General features: G+C 64.3%; 19 protein-coding genes. 11 read left to right on the top strand and 8 right to left on the bottom strand.

Annotated elements, in window-relative coordinates; translation table 11 throughout:
- Positions 1-4 precede the first annotated feature (4 nt).
- Together BH93_RS25980 and BH93_RS25975 are read left to right on the top strand one after the other, a co-directional pair.
- On the top strand, positions 5-856 hold the full coding sequence (locus BH93_RS25980; RefSeq protein ID WP_032402146.1) for a carbon-nitrogen hydrolase family protein: 852 nt from the start codon (positions 5-7) through the stop codon (positions 854-856).
- Entirely contained in the window at positions 853-1,914 is a 1,062-nt protein-coding gene (locus BH93_RS25975; RefSeq protein WP_037172527.1) for an MSMEG_0565 family glycosyltransferase, read from the top strand. Before BH93_RS25980 ends, BH93_RS25975 begins: the two co-directional genes overlap by 4 nt.
- Here the strand turns inward: BH93_RS25975 and BH93_RS25970 are convergent.
- Genes BH93_RS25970 through BH93_RS25960 form a run of 3 tightly spaced genes read right to left on the bottom strand, consistent with a single transcriptional unit; the run spans position 1,896 to position 6,641 of the window.
- A complete protein-coding gene (locus BH93_RS25970) occupies positions 1,896-2,927 on the bottom strand; it encodes an adenylate/guanylate cyclase domain-containing protein (RefSeq protein ID WP_032378544.1) in 1,032 nt (343 codons plus the stop codon). The two genes, BH93_RS25975 and BH93_RS25970, sit on opposite strands and share 19 nt — an antisense overlap.
- Positions 2,920-4,347: an HAD-IB family hydrolase gene (locus tag BH93_RS25965; protein WP_037172530.1), complete on the bottom strand. Its 1,428-nt coding sequence runs from the start codon at positions 4,345-4,347 to the stop codon at positions 2,920-2,922. Before BH93_RS25965 ends, BH93_RS25970 begins: the two co-directional genes overlap by 8 nt.
- Positions 4,344-6,641, bottom strand: coding sequence for a glycerol-3-phosphate 1-O-acyltransferase (locus tag BH93_RS25960; RefSeq protein ID WP_032402142.1), 2,298 nt, complete (start codon positions 6,639-6,641; stop codon positions 4,344-4,346). The genes BH93_RS25965 and BH93_RS25960 overlap by 4 nt, the downstream gene beginning before the upstream one ends.
- Before the next feature lie 470 nt (positions 6,642-7,111).
- On the opposite strand from BH93_RS25960, the gene BH93_RS25955 reads away from it, so the two are divergent.
- Together BH93_RS25955 and BH93_RS25950 are read left to right on the top strand one after the other, a co-directional pair.
- Positions 7,112-7,861, top strand: coding sequence for a DUF6319 family protein (locus BH93_RS25955; RefSeq protein WP_037172532.1), 750 nt, complete (start codon positions 7,112-7,114; stop codon positions 7,859-7,861).
- 66 nt (positions 7,862-7,927) lie between these two features.
- Positions 7,928-8,584 (top strand): hypothetical protein, encoded by a 657-nt coding sequence (locus BH93_RS25950; RefSeq protein WP_032402140.1) that lies wholly within the window; start codon positions 7,928-7,930, stop codon positions 8,582-8,584.
- A gap of 85 nt (positions 8,585-8,669) precedes the next feature.
- Here BH93_RS25950 and BH93_RS25945 read toward each other — a convergent pair whose 3' ends face one another.
- Positions 8,670-9,287: a TetR/AcrR family transcriptional regulator gene (locus BH93_RS25945; RefSeq protein ID WP_032378539.1), complete on the bottom strand. Its 618-nt coding sequence runs from the start codon at positions 9,285-9,287 to the stop codon at positions 8,670-8,672.
- Positions 9,288-9,476: 189 nt separating this feature from the next.
- Between BH93_RS25945 and BH93_RS25940 the strand changes: the two genes are divergently transcribed.
- Entirely contained in the window at positions 9,477-11,636 is a 2,160-nt protein-coding gene (locus BH93_RS25940; RefSeq protein WP_037172534.1) for an MFS transporter, read from the top strand.
- A gap of 194 nt (positions 11,637-11,830) precedes the next feature.
- On the opposite strand, the gene ilvD is transcribed toward BH93_RS25940, so the two are convergent.
- From ilvD to BH93_RS25925, 4 genes are all read right to left on the bottom strand, one after another.
- Positions 11,831-13,558 (bottom strand): dihydroxy-acid dehydratase, encoded by a 1,728-nt coding sequence (ilvD, locus tag BH93_RS25935; RefSeq protein WP_037171477.1) that lies wholly within the window; start codon positions 13,556-13,558, stop codon positions 11,831-11,833.
- A gap of 157 nt (positions 13,559-13,715) precedes the next feature.
- The gene (locus BH93_RS28185) at positions 13,716-14,039 is read right to left on the bottom strand and encodes an alpha/beta hydrolase (protein ID WP_277950848.1); all 324 of its coding nucleotides are present in this window, start codon (positions 14,037-14,039) and stop codon (positions 13,716-13,718) included.
- Positions 13,940-14,632, bottom strand: coding sequence for an alpha/beta hydrolase (locus tag BH93_RS28180; protein WP_197914503.1), 693 nt, complete (start codon positions 14,630-14,632; stop codon positions 13,940-13,942). Before BH93_RS28180 ends, BH93_RS28185 begins: the two co-directional genes overlap by 100 nt.
- On the bottom strand, positions 14,629-15,168 hold the full coding sequence (locus BH93_RS25925; protein WP_037171475.1) for a cupin domain-containing protein: 540 nt from the start codon (positions 15,166-15,168) through the stop codon (positions 14,629-14,631). The genes BH93_RS28180 and BH93_RS25925 overlap by 4 nt, the downstream gene beginning before the upstream one ends.
- A 90-nt stretch (positions 15,169-15,258) precedes the next feature.
- On the opposite strand from BH93_RS25925, the gene BH93_RS25920 reads away from it, so the two are divergent.
- From BH93_RS25920 to BH93_RS25895, 6 genes are all read left to right on the top strand, one after another.
- Positions 15,259-15,876, top strand: a complete 618-nt coding sequence (locus BH93_RS25920) for a TetR/AcrR family transcriptional regulator (RefSeq protein ID WP_165712870.1) — start codon at positions 15,259-15,261, stop codon at positions 15,874-15,876.
- An 82-nt stretch (positions 15,877-15,958) separates the two neighbouring features.
- Positions 15,959-16,960, top strand: a complete 1,002-nt coding sequence (locus BH93_RS25915; RefSeq protein ID WP_037171472.1) for an Acg family FMN-binding oxidoreductase — start codon at positions 15,959-15,961, stop codon at positions 16,958-16,960.
- On the top strand, positions 16,957-17,838 hold the full coding sequence (locus BH93_RS25910) for a universal stress protein (protein WP_037171471.1): 882 nt from the start codon (positions 16,957-16,959) through the stop codon (positions 17,836-17,838). The genes BH93_RS25915 and BH93_RS25910 overlap by 4 nt, the downstream gene beginning before the upstream one ends.
- Positions 17,835-18,269 carry a hypothetical protein gene (locus BH93_RS25905; RefSeq protein WP_037171470.1) on the top strand — a complete coding sequence of 145 codons (435 nt, stop codon included), beginning with the start codon at positions 17,835-17,837 and terminating at the stop codon, positions 18,267-18,269. Before BH93_RS25910 ends, BH93_RS25905 begins: the two co-directional genes overlap by 4 nt.
- Before the next feature lie 265 nt (positions 18,270-18,534).
- A complete protein-coding gene (locus tag BH93_RS25900; protein ID WP_155290845.1) occupies positions 18,535-18,807 on the top strand; it encodes a hypothetical protein in 273 nt (90 codons plus the stop codon).
- Between the two features lie 122 nt (positions 18,808-18,929).
- On the top strand, positions 18,930-19,193 hold the full coding sequence (locus tag BH93_RS25895) for a hypothetical protein (RefSeq protein ID WP_155290844.1): 264 nt from the start codon (positions 18,930-18,932) through the stop codon (positions 19,191-19,193).
- Positions 19,194-19,201: the final 8 nt, after the last annotated feature.

The following is a 19,201-nucleotide window of genomic DNA, read 5'->3' as shown; positions in this document are numbered from 1 at the left end:
TGACGTGGCCCCCATCAAGATCGGCGCGCTGGCAGCGCATTTCGGCAGAGATGTCGATCGGGCCGTACTGAAGATCACCACGATCATGTCCAGTGCGGCCCGAGAGGGTATCGATCTCCTGGTGCTGCCCGACGCCTCCCTCGGGGGCTACATCGACAGTCTGAGCAATCCGGATCCCGCGGAGTTACCACCGACGCTCGATCCGGACGGTCCCGAGCTGGCCGCGATCATCGCGGCGGCGGGGGACATGACGGTCTGCATCGGCTACACCGAGTTGTCGAAAGGCCTGCGGTACAACGCTGCTGCGTGCCTGACCGGCGACGGGATTCTCGGCAGTCACCGCAAGGTGCATCAGCCACTCGGAGAATCCTTGGCCTATGCCGCCGGCGATCGGTTCGAGGCCTTCGACACCCCTGTCGGACGGATGGGCATGCTGATCGATTACGACAAGACGTTTCCGGAATCGGCGCGCGCGTTGGCGCTCGACGGTGCGAGAATCATTGCGGCACTGTCGGCGTGGCCCGCCAGTGTCACCGATCGGGCGTCCTCGCTGCCGAACGACCGGCAGTCCCGGTTGTTCGATCTGTACGACGCCGCCAGGGCCGCGGAGAATCAGGTGGTGCTGGTGTCGTCGAACCAGACCGGGGTGATGGGGTCGTTACGCTTCTTGGGGCAAGCGAAGATCGTCGGACCCGGTGGTGACGTGCTGGCGAAAACGTGGTCCAAAGGCGGCCTGGCCGTGCACGAGATCGATGTCGACGCCGAAGTGGACCGGGCCCGAAGAGGGTTGCACCACCTCGCCGAACGTCGTGTCGACGCCTACCCCAATTTGCTGCAGGAGAAGCCGGATCAGTGAAGATTGCGCTGTTGACCTACTCGTCCAAACCGCGTGGCGGCGTAGTACATACGCTGGCCTTGGCCGAGGCGTTGGCGCGCTCCGGGCAGGACGTGTCGGTGTGGTCTCTCGGCCGCGGCGGCGACAGTGAGTTCTTTCGTGCGGTCGACCCCGCCGTCACCGTGCGGATGGTGCCGTTTCCTCAGCGGGAGAACGAGAGTGTCGGTCAGCGGATACTGCGGTCGATAGACGTTCTGCGACAGGCGTTCACACCGGAGCAATACGAGATCGTCCACGCTCAGGACTGCATCTCCGCAAACGCCGTCGGTCGCTGCATCAGGACCATCCATCACCTCGACGAGTTCACCACGCCCGAACTGGCGGCGTGTCACGAGCGCGCGATCACTGCGCCCTACGCGCGCATCTGTGTATCGGCAGCGGTGGCAAGCGATGTTCACCGCGGATGGGGACTCGAACCAACGGTCATCCCCAACGGCGTCGATGCCGAGAGATTCACTGCTGCTGCGCAGTCGGGTCGAACGCACTGGCGTGACAAGCTCGGCCGATATGTGCTAGCCGTCGGCGGTATAGAGCCACGCAAGGGCAGTCTCGATCTGCTCGACGCCTTCGCCGGGCTGTCCGAGCGAAACGTGCAACTGGTGTTCGCCGGCGGGGAGACGCTGTTCGACTATCGGGACTACCGGGCGGAATTCGACCGTCGTGCAGCAGAACTCGGCATCGAGCCGGTGATACTCGGAACCGTCGACGACGACGAACTACCGCACCTCGTGGCGCAGTCCGCAGTGCTGCCGTTCTTCTCCAGGAAGGAGGGCTTCGGCCTGGCCGCCATGGAGGCACTCGCCGCGTCGATCCCGGTGGTGGCGCGTGATCTGCCGGTACTGCGAGAAGTGTTCGGAGACAGCGTGACCTACGCGTCGTCGGTGGAGGCCATGTCGAGCGAGTTGGACCGTGCGTTGCACGAGCCGCGGGATCCACTACCGGGGCTGGCGCTGGCGCGCAGCCTCACCTGGGACGAGGCTGCGCGTCGACACCTGGGGTTCTACTCCTCGCTCTTGTGACCGCCCCGTTTGTTGCGGCGGAGCGCATGCGGCTTGAGCTTGTGAAAACCCTTGACCCGCAGTGAGCGAATCGATTTCAGGTAGAACTCGGAATCGTGGCGGAGTTCCTCGGTCATGACGGTATCGACCAGGGTCGTGCCGGGATTGGCAGAGCTGGTCAGCCGCGCGGCAATGTTGACCACCGAGCCGTACAGATCCCCGTACCGGGCCAGTACCGGCCCCCAGGCCAGTCCGACCCGCAGGTCCGGCATGTCCTCCTGCTCGTCGAACGCGTCCTGCAGGTCGAGGGCGATGTGGGCGGCATCCTCGGGTGTCTGCGCGCTGAACATCACCTCGTCGCCGACGTTCTTGATCACCGAACCACGTCCGCGGGCAATGATATTGGTGGCCAGCGACTCGAACTCCTCGAGCAGAGTCGTCAACTCACCGATGTCCAGCCGACGCGTCAAGCTGGTGTAGCCCACCATGTCGGCGAACCCGACGGCCATCGTGGGACTGTCGGTGGCGTCGTCGGGCGCGGCGATGGATCGACCGGCGGCTGCGGCCAGATGCCGACGCCAGGTGTATCCCTGAAGTGCCTCGAGGGTGGGGACGGTTTCTGCCGCGATCGCTCGGGCGTTACGCCGAATCGCGTCGATGTCGTTCTTGTCTTCGTCACTGTCGATTATGCGCTCGAGTATGTGAGAGTTCACAACGCCCACTTGCCATTCCGCGAGCCTGGACATGGATTGCCCGAGTGTCCGCGCGATAGCGACCTCCATCTCGGGCTTGATCACCTTCTGTGCGGTGAGTGCAGTGATCAGCTTCAGAGCCTCGAGATCGGCGTCGGTGTAGACGAGTGCCTCGGTATCGGTGTGGATGGGGAAGCCCATGCCGATCCACAGAGCAATGACTCGCTCGAGTGGAATGCCGGACTTCTCGACGATGTCCGCACGGTTGTACTTGGGCTCGCCGCCCAATAGATTCCGCTCGATTTCCGTCTGCACTACCGAGTTGATCTGGTTCTCAGGCATATCCCAACGTTCTGTCGAAATAGGAACGAACATCGTCCACGTACTCGTCGATCTTGTCGGGCTCCCAGTCCGTGGTGGGAATGGGCTCGCCGACGGTGACCTTGACCGTACCGGAGTGGACGGTGAAATCCTTTTTCCACATCACGTCACCCGCGTTGTGGATGACGATGGGCACGATGGGCACACCTGCTTGCATGGCCAGGTGGAAGCCGCCCTTCTTGAATCGGCCGAGACGTGACGTCGGCATGCGCGTCCCCTCGGGCGCGATGGCGACGGAGATACCGCTGTGGAGCTTGTCGATTGCGGGGCGCATCGCCTCGCGCGCTTGTGCGGGGTCACCACGATCGACGTAGGCGACGTCGAAGATCCTGCCCAGCAGCGCGAATCGTGGGTCGCGTTCGAGCTCGCGTTTCGCCACAGCGGTGATGTCTCGCCGGAGGATCGACGTGACGATGATCGAGTCGGCAGTGCTCTGGTGGTTGAACATGAAGACGGCCGGGCGGGCCGACCAGGCATTTTCGGTGCCGGTGACGTCGAGCTTCACGCCGGCCAGAGTGAGCGCGATGTCGGGTGCGATGGTGCTGGTGATGTTGGCACCGGTGCGGCGACTCCGCGTCAGAATCCCCAGGCCCAGCCCGATCGACGCGCTTGCGAGCACCGATCCGAGCGCCGCTGTGCTGCGTACGGCCGACGTGATGTCGGTGCCGCGCTTCGGGCTTTCCAACGTCAGAGCAGGCCACTTCTTCTTGGCGGCATAGCGTGCGAGATCGGGGTCTGGGTTGAGGGCAACGGGTCGTCCCACGGCCTCGAGCAGTGGCACGTCCTCGCCGCCGTTGGAGTAGGCGAAGCAGCCCGCCAGAGCGATGCCTTCACGTTCGGCGTAGTCGATCGCTGCCTGCGCCTTGCGCGGACCCCACAGCGAGTCGCCGACGAGTTCGCCGGTGAGGATTCCGTCGGTGACGACGGGGGTGGTGCACAGCAATTCTTCGAACATCATGTCCTGTTGCACCGGCAGTGCCTGGTACGGCGTGGCGGAGGTGGCCATCACGAGGCGATGTCCGGCATGCCGGTGAGCCTCGACGAGGGCACGGGCCTGCGGGTAGATCATCGGCGCAATCTCGTTGCGGAACAGCGTGTATGCCTGTTCCATCAGATCGTCCTCCCGACGGCCCTCCAGGCCGCGGACGGCCTTACCCATCAGGTTGTCGACGGGGGAGTTGCGCATCCGCATCTCGACGACGGCACTGGAGATCTCCCACAGCTCCTTCACCGTCACGTCGAGGGTCTTGAGACGTTCGAGAAAGACTGCGCGGGCGGAGAATCCGTTGATCAGGGTGCCGTCGAGATCGAAGAATGCCACGGTGTCTCGGCCCGGTGGTGCGGCGGCGATCGCGATCAGTCGATCGTCGAACTCGGTCATGAATTGTTCTCCTCGGGGGCCGAGATCGGTTCTACCGCACGCAGCATCTGGTGGGCCATGTCTCGGATCGTGCGAACCTTGCGGGCCCACTCGTCGATCTCGAGCGCAAAGTCTCTGCGCCGGCGCGCGACACCGTCGGAGCCGGAGTCGACGAGATCCCGGTTCTCTGCCAATTGCAGTGCAGTATCGAACAACTCGCCGGAAATGGACTCGCTGTGATCGAGTTGCTGACGCAGTCGCCTGGCCTGAGCGGCGCCGAGGCACTCCGCGATGAACTTGGGCTTGTCGAACTCGCCGCTCTGCGGCAGCAGCATCAGCTGATCTGCCACTACCTGGTACGCCTCGAAGATCGGCTGCAATACGCGGTGCGCCAGGTGCAGATCCTGTGACTGCAGTTGGTGCGCAGCATAATCGGGGTCGCTGATCTTGGTTCGCCAATCCGGGTCGATCAGGTCGACCTCGGATTCCAGCCTCTGCCCGAAGTCCTTCTTGTCGCCGAAGAAGAACTCGAACTTGAGCAGATCGCGCAATTGCAGCGCCGACTGCCACAGCGACTCCTGCGTCAGAGGTGCCGAATCGCCGCTGGTCGGCAGCACCACCAGTTCTCCGATGGCACGCATGACGAAGAAGTGAATTGCGTTGTTACGGAAGAATGCTGCAACCAGATGCTTGTCCTGCGCCAGATAGAACAGTGGCTCGGGCCCGTCGTCGAAACGCTTGACCACGTTGGCGTTGACCTGAGCGACGACGGCCGATCGCACCACATCGACGTCGGCAATGTCGACGCCGCCCGCGGTGGGCAGGTTGCGGCGTTTGATGTAGCGGGCGAGCGGGGCGATGATGGCCCACATCTCGTTGACGTTGAGTGCGCGATCCTCGATGCCCAGCAGTGCCATCGTGACCAAAGCCGCCGGAGTCACCGGTGTTGCGTCGTTGATCGCGTGAGAGACGCCGAGTGCGATCTTCTGAACCGCGACACGCTTGTCGGTGTTCTCGGCGACGATCGACGCCACCGACATCGGTTCGCCGAAGTTCAGATACACGTTGCCGCGCAACGTGCCCTGCGCACGGATGTACCCGATGGCCATCCGAATGCCCTCGGCCTGCTTCTTCGCCCCGTGCGATTCCTCGGCCATCGCGCCGACCTCGTGCAGGCGGTCGTAGGTGATGGACGTCGGAACCAGATAGACGTCCTCTGCGTCGCTCGACTCCAGGGCGTCGACCAGATAGGTGAGCAGGCCGAACCTCGGCGGGCGAAGCTTCCCGGTGCGGCTGCGTCCGCCTTCGATGTACCACTCGAGGTTGAACCGCTTGCTGAGCAGAAAACTCATGTACTGACGCAGCGTCCACTTGTAGATCGCGTCGGAGAACTTCCGCTGAATGAGCACGACGCCACTGCGTTTGGCGATCGGACCCAGCGGCCAGAAGCCGACGTTGATGCCGCCCATGACGTGATTGAGCGGTAGACCCTCGGCCAGCAGCGCCGGGCGTAGCACGAGCGGGTCGAGGTAGGAACGGTGATTGGGTAGGAACACCAACGGATAGTTCTTGTTGAGTTCGCGGACCTTCTGCAGCTGATCGCGATCGACGTCGACCTTGTACGCCCGCGAGAAATATGCCCCGAGGGTGCCCCACATCTCCACTGCCCGGCGGGTCTCGGTTGCGACCATCTCACCGAGGATGTCGTTGACGCGCTTGTCGACTGCGTCGCGGTCCTGACCGACCTCGTCCGCGAGCGCGGTGATGCCGTCGTGGAACTTCTTCTGCTCCGTCATGTCCTCGACGACGAATCGCGGAATCTTGTACTCGGAGCCGATGACGCCACGCTCGGCCTTGTCCAACGCCAGACTGGCCTGTCGCAGGATGAACGACGAGAGCGAGGTGCCGCCGCCCCGCTCGAACCGATCCTGCAGATCACGGAGGGTCGCGGGCTCGCCGACCAACACCGCCGAATGATCGGGATCGTCGTTCGCCACCCACCGCTGCCATACCTGGGTGGGCTTCGATCGACCGCGCGGAGCGAAGATGCGGTGGAGAATGCCGTTCTTACGATCGGACAACGTCACGCGCAACGGAATGAGGAGCGGATCGTCGGCGTACCCGCGAACACTCTCCGCCAGTGAGGTTCTCGCTTCACCGGACAACACCACCGACGGCGGCCTCGGCTCGCCGTCGGGAGTGGTCGCATCGATCCACTGATTCAGAGCCTGAACCTCGAGGGTGGATTTGGCGTCGAGCAAATACACGTGCGGACCGTCGCTGAGCGATTGTTCGTCCGCGTCGAGGTGGTACATCGAGGCTCCTGTTCCGTACCCATACAAGAAGGCACGGTCGCCAGGCTACGCGGGAGATACCGGCCGCGAGGGCGGTTCGGTGAGGTCGCAACGGGACGAAATATCTCGACGCCGCGCACCGCTACTCGCGGGTACCTGGCCGGTAGTCGATGTGACGTTCAGTGGTCAGGAGTGGAGCCTGCGGAACGACCGCAAGCACTTGTCGGGGGTCAATGTCACGTCGAGTGGACTCGGCGGGCGTTCGGAAAAACCGTCGTATAGAGTCAGGTCATCGGCCTTCTCGGCCACCCAAATCTAAGTGTTAATCCAAGTAACAGTTACTTACGGTTACAGTTACTTGGATTAACAGATACCTTCCCGATATCCATTCCGAACGTGTGCTGTCGACGTGTCCCGCGCTCGGTCGATGACATCGGCCCAGTATCTGTGCGACAGTATTCGCAAACACTTTCGAGAGAGGCCGGTAGTCGATGCCACCCCGTGGGCGCGCCGTGAACGATTCGTTGACCCCGGAGAATCTGACGACGCTGGCTGCGGCGCTCGCCGAGGGGCGTCGGGCAACCGTCTATCTTCGTGAACCGAACCCGAGCCTCGGACTGTCCGACGGAACGTCGGCGAAGGTGATCTCGATCGACGGCACCACGGTCACTATCAGTCCGAAGGGTGTCAACGACGAATTGCCTTACGAGGCAGAGGAACTACGTATCACTCGCAACGCGGCAACCCCGCCTGCGCCGGCCAAGCGCGTACCTGCGAAGAAAGTGGCGCCGCCGGTGTCCGCCGCCCCGACTCGGACGGAAGCAGTCGCAGCAAAGCCGACAACAGCTCCGGCACCTGCCAAGGCCGTGGTGGAAAAACCCAAGGCAGTGGTGGAACAACCCAAGGCAGTGGTGGAACAACCCAGGGCGCAGCCGCAACAGCAGGCTCCCCGTCGCGCAAAAAAGGCTCCAGGCGGGGTCAGCGTCACTATTCACGCCGGGGCGGACAACGATTGGTCGGTCACGGTCACCCAGGGCGCGAAGCGCCCCACCAAGGCGCAACCGGTGAGTCCGGAGTCGGTGAGCAGGGCCGTGCGAGAGTTGGGCGATCCCATCGCACGCGACGCAGTCGAGGCCGTCATCTCCCACGCGCGCGAAGAGGCTGCTCGCCGCGTTGCAGAACTGAGTCGCCAACTGGAGGAAGCGCGCACCACCCTTGCCGCCCTCGAGCAGGACGTATGAACCACTCGCTCGTGTTCGTACACGTGTTGTTGCTAGGGTTCTGCCGACACCGCTGAGAGGGAGTACATGTTCAAGAAATTCATGCTCGTCGTCGTGGGGGCGGCTGCAATCGTAGCCAGCGTCGGCGTGGGGACCGCATCCGCGGCCGCTCCAGCTGCTCTCGGTGGTGGGTCGGGAATCATCGTCGGAGGTCAGGCCGAGTGCACGCTGACGACGATCGGTAACGACCGCAGCGGAAATCTCGTGGGCTTCACCGCCGGCCACTGCGGCCGCGCAGGCGATTCCATCGTCCCGGAATACGACACCTCCCTCGGCGAGGTCGGCCGCATCGCATTCTCCAACCCGGAGTACGACTACGCCGTCATCGAATTCCAGCGCGACAAGGTTGCACCGATCAGCCGCGTGGGCAACGTGACCATCTCTCAGGTCGGCCCGCCGACGGCGTTCCCGAACATCGTCTGCAAGGAAGGCCGTACCACCGGCAACACCTGCGGCCTCGCGTACGGCGACATCCTGCAGTCGCAGGAGACATGGGCGCAGCTGTGCGTCGTCGAAGGTGACTCGGGTAGCCCGGTCGTCGTCGGCAACACCCTCGTCGGCATGGTCAACGCCTACCTGGGCGTCGCGTGCTTCGGTCCCGAGGTCGGCACCAACTTCGATGCGATCCTTCGTAACGTCGATCAGGGCAACGGACTCGGCGCAGGATTCGTTCCGGCTCCCTGACAGTCCACAGTTCGCACCGAATGTCCCGCTCGAGCAATCTGTTGCTCGAGGCGGGACATTCGTCGTTTCGGAGGCTCGGGAGTTGTCAGCGGGCGCGCGCGGACGAGTCGGACGCCCGCACATCGGCGACGATTCGTTCCGCATCCTCCGGGGCGATCCCCAGCAGAACAAGGCTCGACGTCGTGGCGGCCCCTGCCGGGTCGGTGAGCAGTCCGGCGTTGGTGGCATCGAGGATGGACAGCGCAATCGCCTCGATGTTGAGGATGAGTACCTCCGCGGCTTGGTACGAGGAGAACACGCCCTCCCGCTGACCGCGCCGGATGACGGCGGCGGCCGCTTCTCGCATAGGACCGAGAAGATTGTGAATACCGTTGTGGCCCAAATCTGTTCGCGCAACAGCGAGAAGTAGACGGTACTGGTCGCCGACGCGAGTGAGAGCCAGCGTCTGCCGGACGAAGACCGTCACGGCCGATTCGTCGGCGGCGGGAACGCGGCCGAGAGCCGCCGAGATGCTGTCGGCCGCCTCCAGGGCGATGCCGTCGATCAGCGCCTCGCGAGAGGCGAAGTGGGCGTATACGGTTCGCCGAACCACCCCTGCCGCGGCTGCGACGTCGTTGATGGTCGCATCCGGATTGTCCGCCAACACCCGTTGTGCGACATCGAGAATTCTCGCTCGGTTCGACCTGGCGTCACGGCGCTGCACGGGTGGCGCTGCGGCATCCCGTGCAGTCGATCTCGACTCCGTCGTCTTTCGCACAGGTCAACAACTAGCACGATCGTGTGCGGAGAGTGTGGCTGCCGCCACAAAAGATTGCCGATCGTAGACGATTCTTCTTAAGCTGCACAGCACTGTGCAAGGTGTGTCGGCACTTTGCCAACGGGGGGGAACACAATGACGTTGCTTGCGATGACGCCTGTCCAAGATATGAACAAACCGTATTCACGACGCTGGTCGGCTCTGGTGGTCCTGTGCCTGAGTCTGCTGATCGTGGTCATGGCCAACACGGCCCTGCTGGTCGCGGCACCATCGATGACTCTCGACCTGAGTCTGACCAGCAGTGACCTGCAGTGGGTGATCGACGGCTACACCGTCCCATACGCGTCTCTGATGCTGCTGTGCGGCGTGATCGGCGATCGCTACAGCCGTCGTGGGGCACTGATTCTCGGCTTGATCATCTTCGTGGCGGGTTCGATTGCCGGGGCACTCACCGACGCCACCGTCGGAGTCATCCTGGCGCGCATCGTCATGGGCGTCGCCGCGGCGATCGTCATGCCCGCAACGCTGTCGCTGTTGGTCGCCACGTTCCCGAAGCGAGAGCGCGCCACCGCCGTCACCGTATGGGCGGCTACCTCGGGACTCGCCATTGCAGCCGGACCACTGCTTGCGGGTTGGCTCCTCGAGAGCTTCACCTGGCATTCGACTTTCCTGATCAACGTTCCTATTGCGTTGGCGGCCATCGTCGGAGCCGTCGTCCTGGTTCCGCCGTCGCGGGCCGTCGACCCCGGCGCGATCGACTGGGTCGGTGGATTGCTGTCGGTCCTGGCCGTGTCGACCGTCGTGTACGCCATCATCGAAGGAATGCACTTCGGCTGGACCGTCGGGCCGTTGTACTTCGCGCTCGTCGGCCTGCTGTCGATCGTGGGCTTCGTGGGATGGGAACTGCGCCATCCCAATCCGCTGCTCGACGTCCGAATGTTCTCCTCCCGCATCCTCAGTGGCGCGACCCTCGCGGTGCTGGTGTTCTTCCTGGTCACGTTCGGTGCGATCTACTTCGTCGCCCAGTACCTCCAGTTCGCCCTCGGGTACGGCCCGGTCTCCACGGGCGTGCACCTCTTGCCGTTGGCCGGCGCAGTCTTCGTCGGATCCGGAATCACGATGTGGCTCACACCGAAGCTCGGACCACGCGTCACCGTGACCGCGGGCATGGTCGTGGGAACGCTGTCGGTCGTCTCGTTGATCGGAATCGACCCGACCGCAACGTACTCCGACTTCCTGCCCGTGCTGACGCTGCTCGGTCTCGCGATCGGCTTGTCCGTCTCGCCGTGCACCGACGCCATCATGGGCGAGTTTCCGGACAGCAAGCTCGGTGTGGGCGGCGGACTCAACGACACAGCGCTCGAACTCGGCGGCTCGCTCGGAATCGCCGTGCTCGGTTCGGTGCTCGCCGCGTCCTATCGGCAGGGAATCGAAGGCTTTCTGCAAACCTTCCCCGGTAAGCAACCGAACGGCCAGTACACCGGGCAGGCAGCGGAAGGGCTTGCTGCGTCCCAGGATTCGCTTGCCGGTGCAGTGATCGTGTCCGACATCATTCGCGCCCAGAATGCGTTTCTCAGCGGGTTCGCAGACAACTTGCAGGCCAATGCCGTCGCCGCGTTCGGCGACGCGGTGACGCACACCAGCCTGGTTGCCGCCGTGGTGTTCGGCGTCGGCACGGTGATCGTGGCGCTGCTGATCCCCTCGCGGAGCGCGGCACTGGCGACGTCGTCGGAGAGGATCCCGTTCGAGCCGATCGTGCCCTTCGTCGTTCCGCCTGCCAAGGATGGAGCAGCCGACCGTGAGGTAGCCGAACTCGAGCAGCTACTGGAACGGCCGTCGGCCGCAAAAATCGAAAAGCCGAGTGCGCGGCACGCACTACGTGCCGCCGAGGAAGACACACCGAAAGTCGTGCCGAAGAGTGAGCCGACGCGCACCGTGGCCGAGCCGGCTCTGGTGGACGCAGAACTCGAACGCCCCAGCATCTACCAGCTGGCCTCGAAGGTGTACGAACTCGATGCATCCGTTGCCCGACAGGCCCGCGTGGACGCCAAGTCCGGTGAGCGGGTGACGATTCACCAGCTCGCGTTGTCGAACCTGGCGCGCACCCGACGCGTCGAGGCAGAGGAAGCCCTCGACGCCGCACTCGAACTCAGCGATCTCCCGGTTGCGCCCGCTTCGGAGCCGGTGCAACCCGCTGCTCCGCTGCAGACCTTCTACCAGAGGGCGAGCAAGCAACACGCGAACTGCACCGAATTCAAGGAACGCTCGAGCTCCATGTGGGCAATGCCGCTGTAGCTCTCCCTGCCCGCCCCACCCGCCCCACCCGCCCACCCCGCTCGCGTGAATGGACCATTGCATCGCCGAGACGTGTGCAGTGGTTCATTCATGCGCGGGCATCGCTGCGTGAATGAACCCTTGCACTTCTCAGACGTATGCAGTGGTCCATTGACGCGGCGGGGGAAGGGGGGCGGGGAGAGGGGAGGTGAGGGCTAGATCAGCACCGCACCGTTCGAGGCCGATCCCACCAGCTTCGAGTACTTCGCCAGCACTCCGCGGGTGTAGCGCGGCGGCAGCGGAGCCCAACCCTGTGCGCGGGAGTCCAGTTCGGCTGCATCGACCAGGAGGTCGAGGGTGCCCTTGCCGACGTCGAGTCGGATTTGGTCACCGTCGCGGACGAAGGCGATGGGACCGCCGTCGACTGCCTCGGGGGCAACGTGTCCGACGCACAGGCCCGTGGTGCCGCCGGAGAACCGTCCGTCGGTGAGCAGCAGGACATCCTTGCCGAGGCCCGCGCCCTTGATCGCTCCGGTGATCGCGAGCATCTCACGCATTCCCGGCCCGCCCTTGGGGCCCTCGTAGCGGATGACGACGACGTCGCCGGCGGTGATTGTTCCGTTCTCCAGAGCATCCATTGCCGCACGCTCGCGCTCGAAAACTCGTGCGGTACCGACGAATACGTCGGAGTCGAAGCCTGCGGACTTGACGACGGCCCCGCCCGGAGCAAGTGAGCCCTCGAGAATGGTGATGCCGCCTGTCGGGTGGATCGGCTTGTCGAGTGCGCGCAGCACCTTGCCGTCGGGATCGGGCGGTGCGATGTGAGCGAGGTTCTGTGCCACGGTCTTTCCGGTGACCGTCATGCAGTCGCCGTGCATCAGGCCGGCGTCGAGCAGAGCCTTCATCACGACGGGTACTCCGCCGATGGCGTCGACGTCGGTCATGACGTGCTTGCCGAACGGCTTGACGTCCGCGAGGTGGGGAACCTTTGCGCCGACGCGGGTGAAGTCGGCCAGGGTCAGCTCGACCTGCGCTTCGTGGGCGATGGCGAGGAGATGCAGGACGGCGTTGGTGGAGCCACCGAAGGCCATGACGACGGCAATGGCGTTCTCGAACGCTTCCTTGGTGAGGATGTCGCTGGTGCGGATGCCGCGTCGGAGAAGGTCGACGACGGCCTCGCCGCTGGCGTGTGCGAATCCGTCGCGTCGACGGTCCGGTGCGGGCGGTGATGCGCTGCCGGGCAACGACATTCCCATTGCCTCGGCTGCACTGGCCATCGTGTTGGCGGTGTACATTCCGCCGCAGGCACCTTCACCGGGGCAGATGGCGCGTTCGATGGTGTCGACGTCGGCCCGCGACATCAGTCCGCGTGAACAGGCCCCGACGGCCTCGAATGCGTCGATGATCGTCACCTGGTGCTCGCTGCCGTCGGACAGGGTGGCGAAGCCGGGCAATGTGGAACCGGCGTAGAGGAACACGCTCGCCAGGTCCAGACGTGCTGCGGCCATGAGCATTCCGGGCAGAGACTTGTCGCACCCGGCGAGCAGGACCGAGCCGTCGAGGCGCTCGGCGCTGATGACGGTTTCGACGCTGTCGGCGATGACCTCACGGGAGACCAGCGAGAAGTGCATGCCCTCGTGGCCCATCGAGATGCCGTCGGACACCGAGATGGTGCCGAATTCCAACGGATACCCGCCGGCGGCGTGGACGCCCTTCTTGACCTCTTTGGCCAGCCGCTCGAGCGAGAGGTTGCACGGGGTGATCTCGTTCCACGACGATGCGACACCGATCTGGGACTTGACCCAGTCGTCGTCGCCCATGCCGACGGCGCGGAGCATGCCGCGCGCTGCCGTCTTCTCCAGTCCATCGGTGACGTCGCGACTACGCGGTTTGACGTCGATGTCGGGGGATTGCTTTTCCGGGGGATTCTGCGGGGTCGTCATGACACTCCTGAGCGGTCGGCGGACGCGCGTCCTCAGGTTCCGCTCCTGAGTCGCATTCGTCGTCAACACTAAACCCGCTGTTTCCGCGCGTTCGCCGGGGAGACGGATCACCGTCACCGTCCGTGTGGACACCCCTCGGGTACGGCCCCCGTCCGGGCTACGAGCGGCGAGTCGGTGACGCTGACGCGAACCCGTGTCGCTCCATGAAAACGGCCACGGCGTTCAGCGCGCGGTCGGCGTCGTCGAGCAGAGCGGCGAAGCCCTGGAAGACGTGTGGTACCTCCGGCCAGACCTGAAGGTCCACCTCGACGTTCCGATCAGCCGCACGGGCTGCCAACCGGATAGCGTCGTCGAGCAAGATCTCGTGCGAGCCGACTTGGATCAGCAGTGGTGGCAAACCGGTGAGGTCGGCGTCGATGGGACTGGCGAGCAGTGGGTCCACGTCGTTGTCGCCGACGTAGTCGCGGGCACGCGTGCGCAGAGCCTCGGCGGTGAGCGCGGGGTCGAGGTCGGCTTTGGTGGTGGCGCTGTGCCCGACACAGTCAGATCGACCCAGGGTGAGAAGACCGCGGCGCAGCAGGGTTGCGGCAGATCATGGGCGCGGAGTGCGGCGAGCAGCGAGATCGCCAGGCCACCTCCGGCGGATTCGCCCACGACTGCAATGCTTTCGCTGGACGTGCCCTGATCGAGTAGGGCCCGGTAGACGGCCAGTGCGTCGTCGAGGGCCGCGGGGAATGGATGTTCGGGTGCAAGGCGGTAGTCGACCGAGATGACACGCGCACCGACTCGTCGAGAGACATCGTTGGCCAGCCCGACCGAGTCCGCCGCCGATCCGAGCGCGTATGCGCCGCCGTGCAGGTACAGCACCGCTCGGGACGGGTCGGTTCCAGGGGTGTCGACGAGAACGACAGGCACTCCGCCGAGTTCGTCCTCGACGGTCGACACATCACTGGGCAGGGGCACTGCCGAAATCATGTCGTGGAAGATCACGCGTTGCTCGGCGACGTCTCCTCCGACGTCGAGTGGGCCGTGGCGCAGCAGTCCGTCCAGTTCTGTGCGTTGCTGCTGGGTCATTGCTTCTCCGGCGGCAGCAACTCGGTGTGGAAGCTCGGAGCCAATGTCTGCGACTTCGCGATGAAAGCTTGTGTAGCGGCCGCGTCGAGCGGAACCGGAGCCTCGGTGCGGCTCGCAACGGCCTGGCCGACCAGAGTGAAGAACTCGTCCTGCCCTGCAGGGGAACACATGCACAGCAGCCGCGCGGCTCGATCGGAGCCGTTGACGAACGAGTGCGGGGCATTGGCAGGGATGTTGATCGTCACCCCGACTCCTGCGGTGATCTTCTCACCGCGAAACGTCACCTCGACCTCGCCGTCGAGGACCGTGAACATCTCCTCGAAATCGTGTCTGTGCGGCGGCGGTCCACCGCCAGGCGGAACGTGCATGTCGATCAGGGTGTATCTGCCATCGGTGTCGGCACCACTGACCAAGATCGTGTACGTGTCACCGACCAATCCGATATGGGGCAGCTGTGCGTCATCGGCCTGCGCGACGGTGAGCATGCGAGACGGATCGTCGTCCGGAATCGCGGTGGGTGCTGCCTGCCTGGACATCGGGGTCTCCTCGAGTATCTTAAACGGAAGAATTCGTCCGATTATGAATGTAGCCCAGACGGACTGCGTTGGAAAGCGATGTACGACGCAATGCCAGGAAAGAAAACTGCACCTCCACGCGACCGGCGGAGCGATGCGCTACGCAACCGACAGGAACTGATCCGCGCGGCAACGGCAGCGTTCCACCGCGATGGCCTGCAGGTGCCCATGAGCACGATCGCCGCCGACGCGGGCGTCGGAGTCGGGACCCTCTACCGACATTTTGCGACCCGCCAAGATCTGCTCGCCTACCTCACGCACCGATCTTTCGAGCAGGTGCTCGCCAATGTCCGAAGCGCCGAAGTCGACGGCATCGAGCCCATCGACAGTCTCCGCCGGTTCGTCGACGCCGCGATAACTCAACGAAACGATCTCGTTCTGCCACTGCACGGCGGACCGTCGATCACCTCCGCGGCCACATCGGAGGTACGTCGACAGGTCCACGACACCCTCCGCCGAATCATCGATCGTGGCATCGACGCGGGCGTGCTACGTCCGGACACGACTCCGAAGGACGTAGTGATTCTCGGCTCGATGCTCGCCCAACCACGCCGAGCCGACCCCGACTGGGACAGGACCTGCCACCGTCTTCTGGAGGCGTACCTGCGAGGTATTCGCCAGGATCGGCCTGCACCCAACTCACTGACCGGAATGCCCTCCATCAAGTGACGAATGGCCCTGTCGAGCACGGCGAGCTCGGGGCGACAGTGGGTGCAGCCACCGCGTCGGGGTGGGAGGCCGAGGAGAGTCGATGAACGATCAGCCGGATACGGCCGTGGTGGAGATGCTGGTGGAGCTCGCGTGTCGGGCACCGTCGGTGCACAACAGTCAGCCGTGGCGGTGGACCTACTCCGCACGCGGACTCGATCTGTACACCGACAGCTCACGGTTGCTCGGGGTGATAGACCCGACCGAGCGACAGATGGTGTTGAGCTGCGGGGCAGCGTTGGACCACCTCGAGAAGGCCGCCGCGGCGTTCAGGTGGACGACCGAGATCGATCTGCTGCCCACACCGGGTGCGCCCGATCATCTGGCGCACGTTCGCTTCGTGCACGACGCACATCCTCGCTCGCACGAGTTCGATTTGTTGGCTGCGATCAACCGCCGCCACTCGGATCGGCGGGCGTTCGGACCGGTGCCGAGCAATCGTATTCTGACGCGGTACCTCCGTCAGGCGCAGTACGGCACGGACATGACCGTCCTGTCGGCAGAGTCCAAACAGACGTTGGCGAAGGCCTCGACACTGAGCGCGAGCGTACGAAAGTACGACGCGACCTATCAGGCAGAGATCAGATGGTGGGCCGGGCACTCGTTCCGCTCGGGTGGAATTCCGCCGGAGGCTCTGACGAACCGGGCCGAGGCGTCGAGGGTGCAGGTCGGCAGGCAATTTCCCGAACCGCATCGGGTCGCCAGAACGGTCACAACCGAGCCGGTCGAGGACGAGTCCACGGTGGTGTTGCTCGGCACGGCATCGGACGAGCGCCTCGATTGGTTGCAGTGCGGCCGAGCCATGTCCGCATTCCTGTTGGCAGCGACCGCGGACGGGCTGGCGACATGCCCCCTGACGCATTTGACGGAACAGTCTGGAAGCAGGCACCTGGTCGAGTCCCTGGCCCCACGAAACGGTCTGGCGCAGCTGCTGATTCGAGTCGGCACCCCCATGATCGGCTCGCCGCTACCCCGAACCCCTCGACACGCCGTGGCGTCGGTGCTGTCTGCGCCCGCCCGCACACCGAACAGGAGACGATCGTGATTCTTGCAGCTCATCAGAAAATCGTTGTGGGCGTGGATGGTTCGCCCAACAGTGTCAGCGCTGCTCTGTGGGCGGCGGCCATCGCGGAGAGATTGGGTTCTCCGATGCACATCGCCGGTGCCGTGCAGCAGCCCGCGTTCTACCTGGGCGAGTCCGCATCGGTGATACCGAGGGACGTGTGGGACGAGCAGCGCCGGGCGGCCGAACGCGTCGTCACAGACGTTGCTGCCGCTGTGCTGGCACGGCATCCGAACAATGCAGTGACCACCTCGGTGGAGGAGACGTCCGCATGCGCGATGATGGTCGAACTCTCTCGTACCGCGCGCATGCTCGTCGTCGGCAATTCCGGTTCGGGTCCGATCGTGTCCGCATTGTTCGGGAGTACGACGCAGGAGATCTCGAACGCGGCCCAGTGCCCGGTGATCGTGTGGCGGGAGGGCGCAGACGTCGTCGATGCACCGATTCTCGTCGGTATCGACGGCAGCGCGACCAGTGAGGTGGCCGTCGGACAAGCCTTCGAGCTGGCCTCGTTGTTCGGTGTGTCGCTGATCGCCGCGCTTGCCTGGAACTCGCTGTCGCAGGGGGCGGCGCTCTCTCTACCCGGATCGCCCGACCCCATCGAGATCGAGAGTGAACAGCGAATGCTGATGTCCGAATGTCTGGCCGGGTGGGCCGAGAAATATCCGGATGTCAGCGTCGAACATATTGTGCAACAAGGAAACCCGGCGCATCTGTTGGTCGACCTGTCCAAACGAGCCGGTCTCGTGGTGGTCGGCAGTCACGGTCGAGGAGTGGTGGCCCGGGCACTGTTCGGGTCGACCAGTAGCAACCTCACCCGGCACGCCCACTGCCCGGTGATGATCTGCAGAGACCGATGACGAACCGCACAGTACCGAACAGCACGCACAATAGCGGCGAGCGTCGACGAATTCTCGATTCGGCCACTGCGCATCGGCTCGCGCGGCAAGCAACAGTGGCACGACTGATCGGCCACGACCACTTCGGGCCCACCATCGACATCGTGTCCATCGTCTGGATCGGAACTCGGGTGTACTTCTACGCAGATGGGCGGTCGCGATTGGGACGCAGTGTGCTCGATTCCGCGGTCGTCCTGGAAGTCGACGCCGAGGACGGCGCTCGTACGACCGACTCGACTGTGGTGATTCACGGAATTGCCCGTGCGGTCGTGGATGTGCGACTCGAAGTCCTCGAAGAATTACTGCCGCGACCACATTCGGACGGTCCGCCGATGCACAGACTCGTCGAAGTGAGCCCGACCTCGGTGTCGGGGGTCGAGCTGGCGCGCTGACCGATCATGCTCTGCGTCCTGCCCGCCGTCTGCGGGCGCACGGCGCTGCGGCGCGGCCACGCAATGTTCGCAAACATACTCTGCTGCAATGAAATTCGATGGCAACCACACGACCGAGGTGCAGCAAAGGATCCTCGGGCGTTCCGATGAGCCGTGGTGGAAGTTCGAGCCTCATGCCGAAAATATCGGGACTTTCGACTCTCCCAACGGCATGCGAGGGACGGCAATGTCGGCCTTACCGAATCGTCGACACGAGGAGTTCGAGATGAAGCATGAATTGCACGACGGGCACGACCGACGTTCCGTGTTGGCCGAAGCCGAAAACGTGCTCGCCGAGGTGCTGCTGGTCTGTGGTGTTGCCGCGGTGGGCCTGTTCTTGACATTGCTCGCGTCCGGTGTGGCCGGCTGGGCTGTGGTCAGCGGGGGTGGGGCAGCAGCGATGTTCGTTGCGGCCGCACTGAGCTTGCGAGCAGGGCAACATACCGCGCAGAGGTTGCATGCGACTTCGGATTCAGCCTCCGTCGCCGGGCCGAAGTGATGAGACCGGAGAACCCGACGACGACCGGTAACGAAGGACGCCAGGTTCCGGATCCAGTGCGAGTCGACTCCGACTCCGTCACGGTCGAAATACCGACAGAACCGAAACCGAGAAAGTTCCCGGTGACCACTGCGTCGATCGACGGTGTCGTCCGTGCGGTGATGATCGCCGAATACGGTCCGGCCAGCGGGGTCTCGCCGGACGGACACCTTCTCCGAACGGCTGTTCTCGATCGGTGGCCGGGCGCGAGAGTCCTCGAGCGACGCAACACGGGGGAACGAGGCGCGGACCCGCGCGGCTACGAGAGCTTCTACGTCGAACTGGAGCCGAGTGGTTGCCGGACCGACATCGATCTCGTAGAGGTGTCCGCACTCTTCGGCCGTTGACCGACTCG

It is taken from the genome of Rhodococcoides fascians A25f (genome assembly GCF_000760935.2).
In the GTDB taxonomy this organism is placed as follows: Bacteria; Actinomycetota; Actinomycetes; order Mycobacteriales; family Mycobacteriaceae; genus Rhodococcoides.
This window is presented reverse-complemented; position numbering and strand designations above follow the sequence as displayed.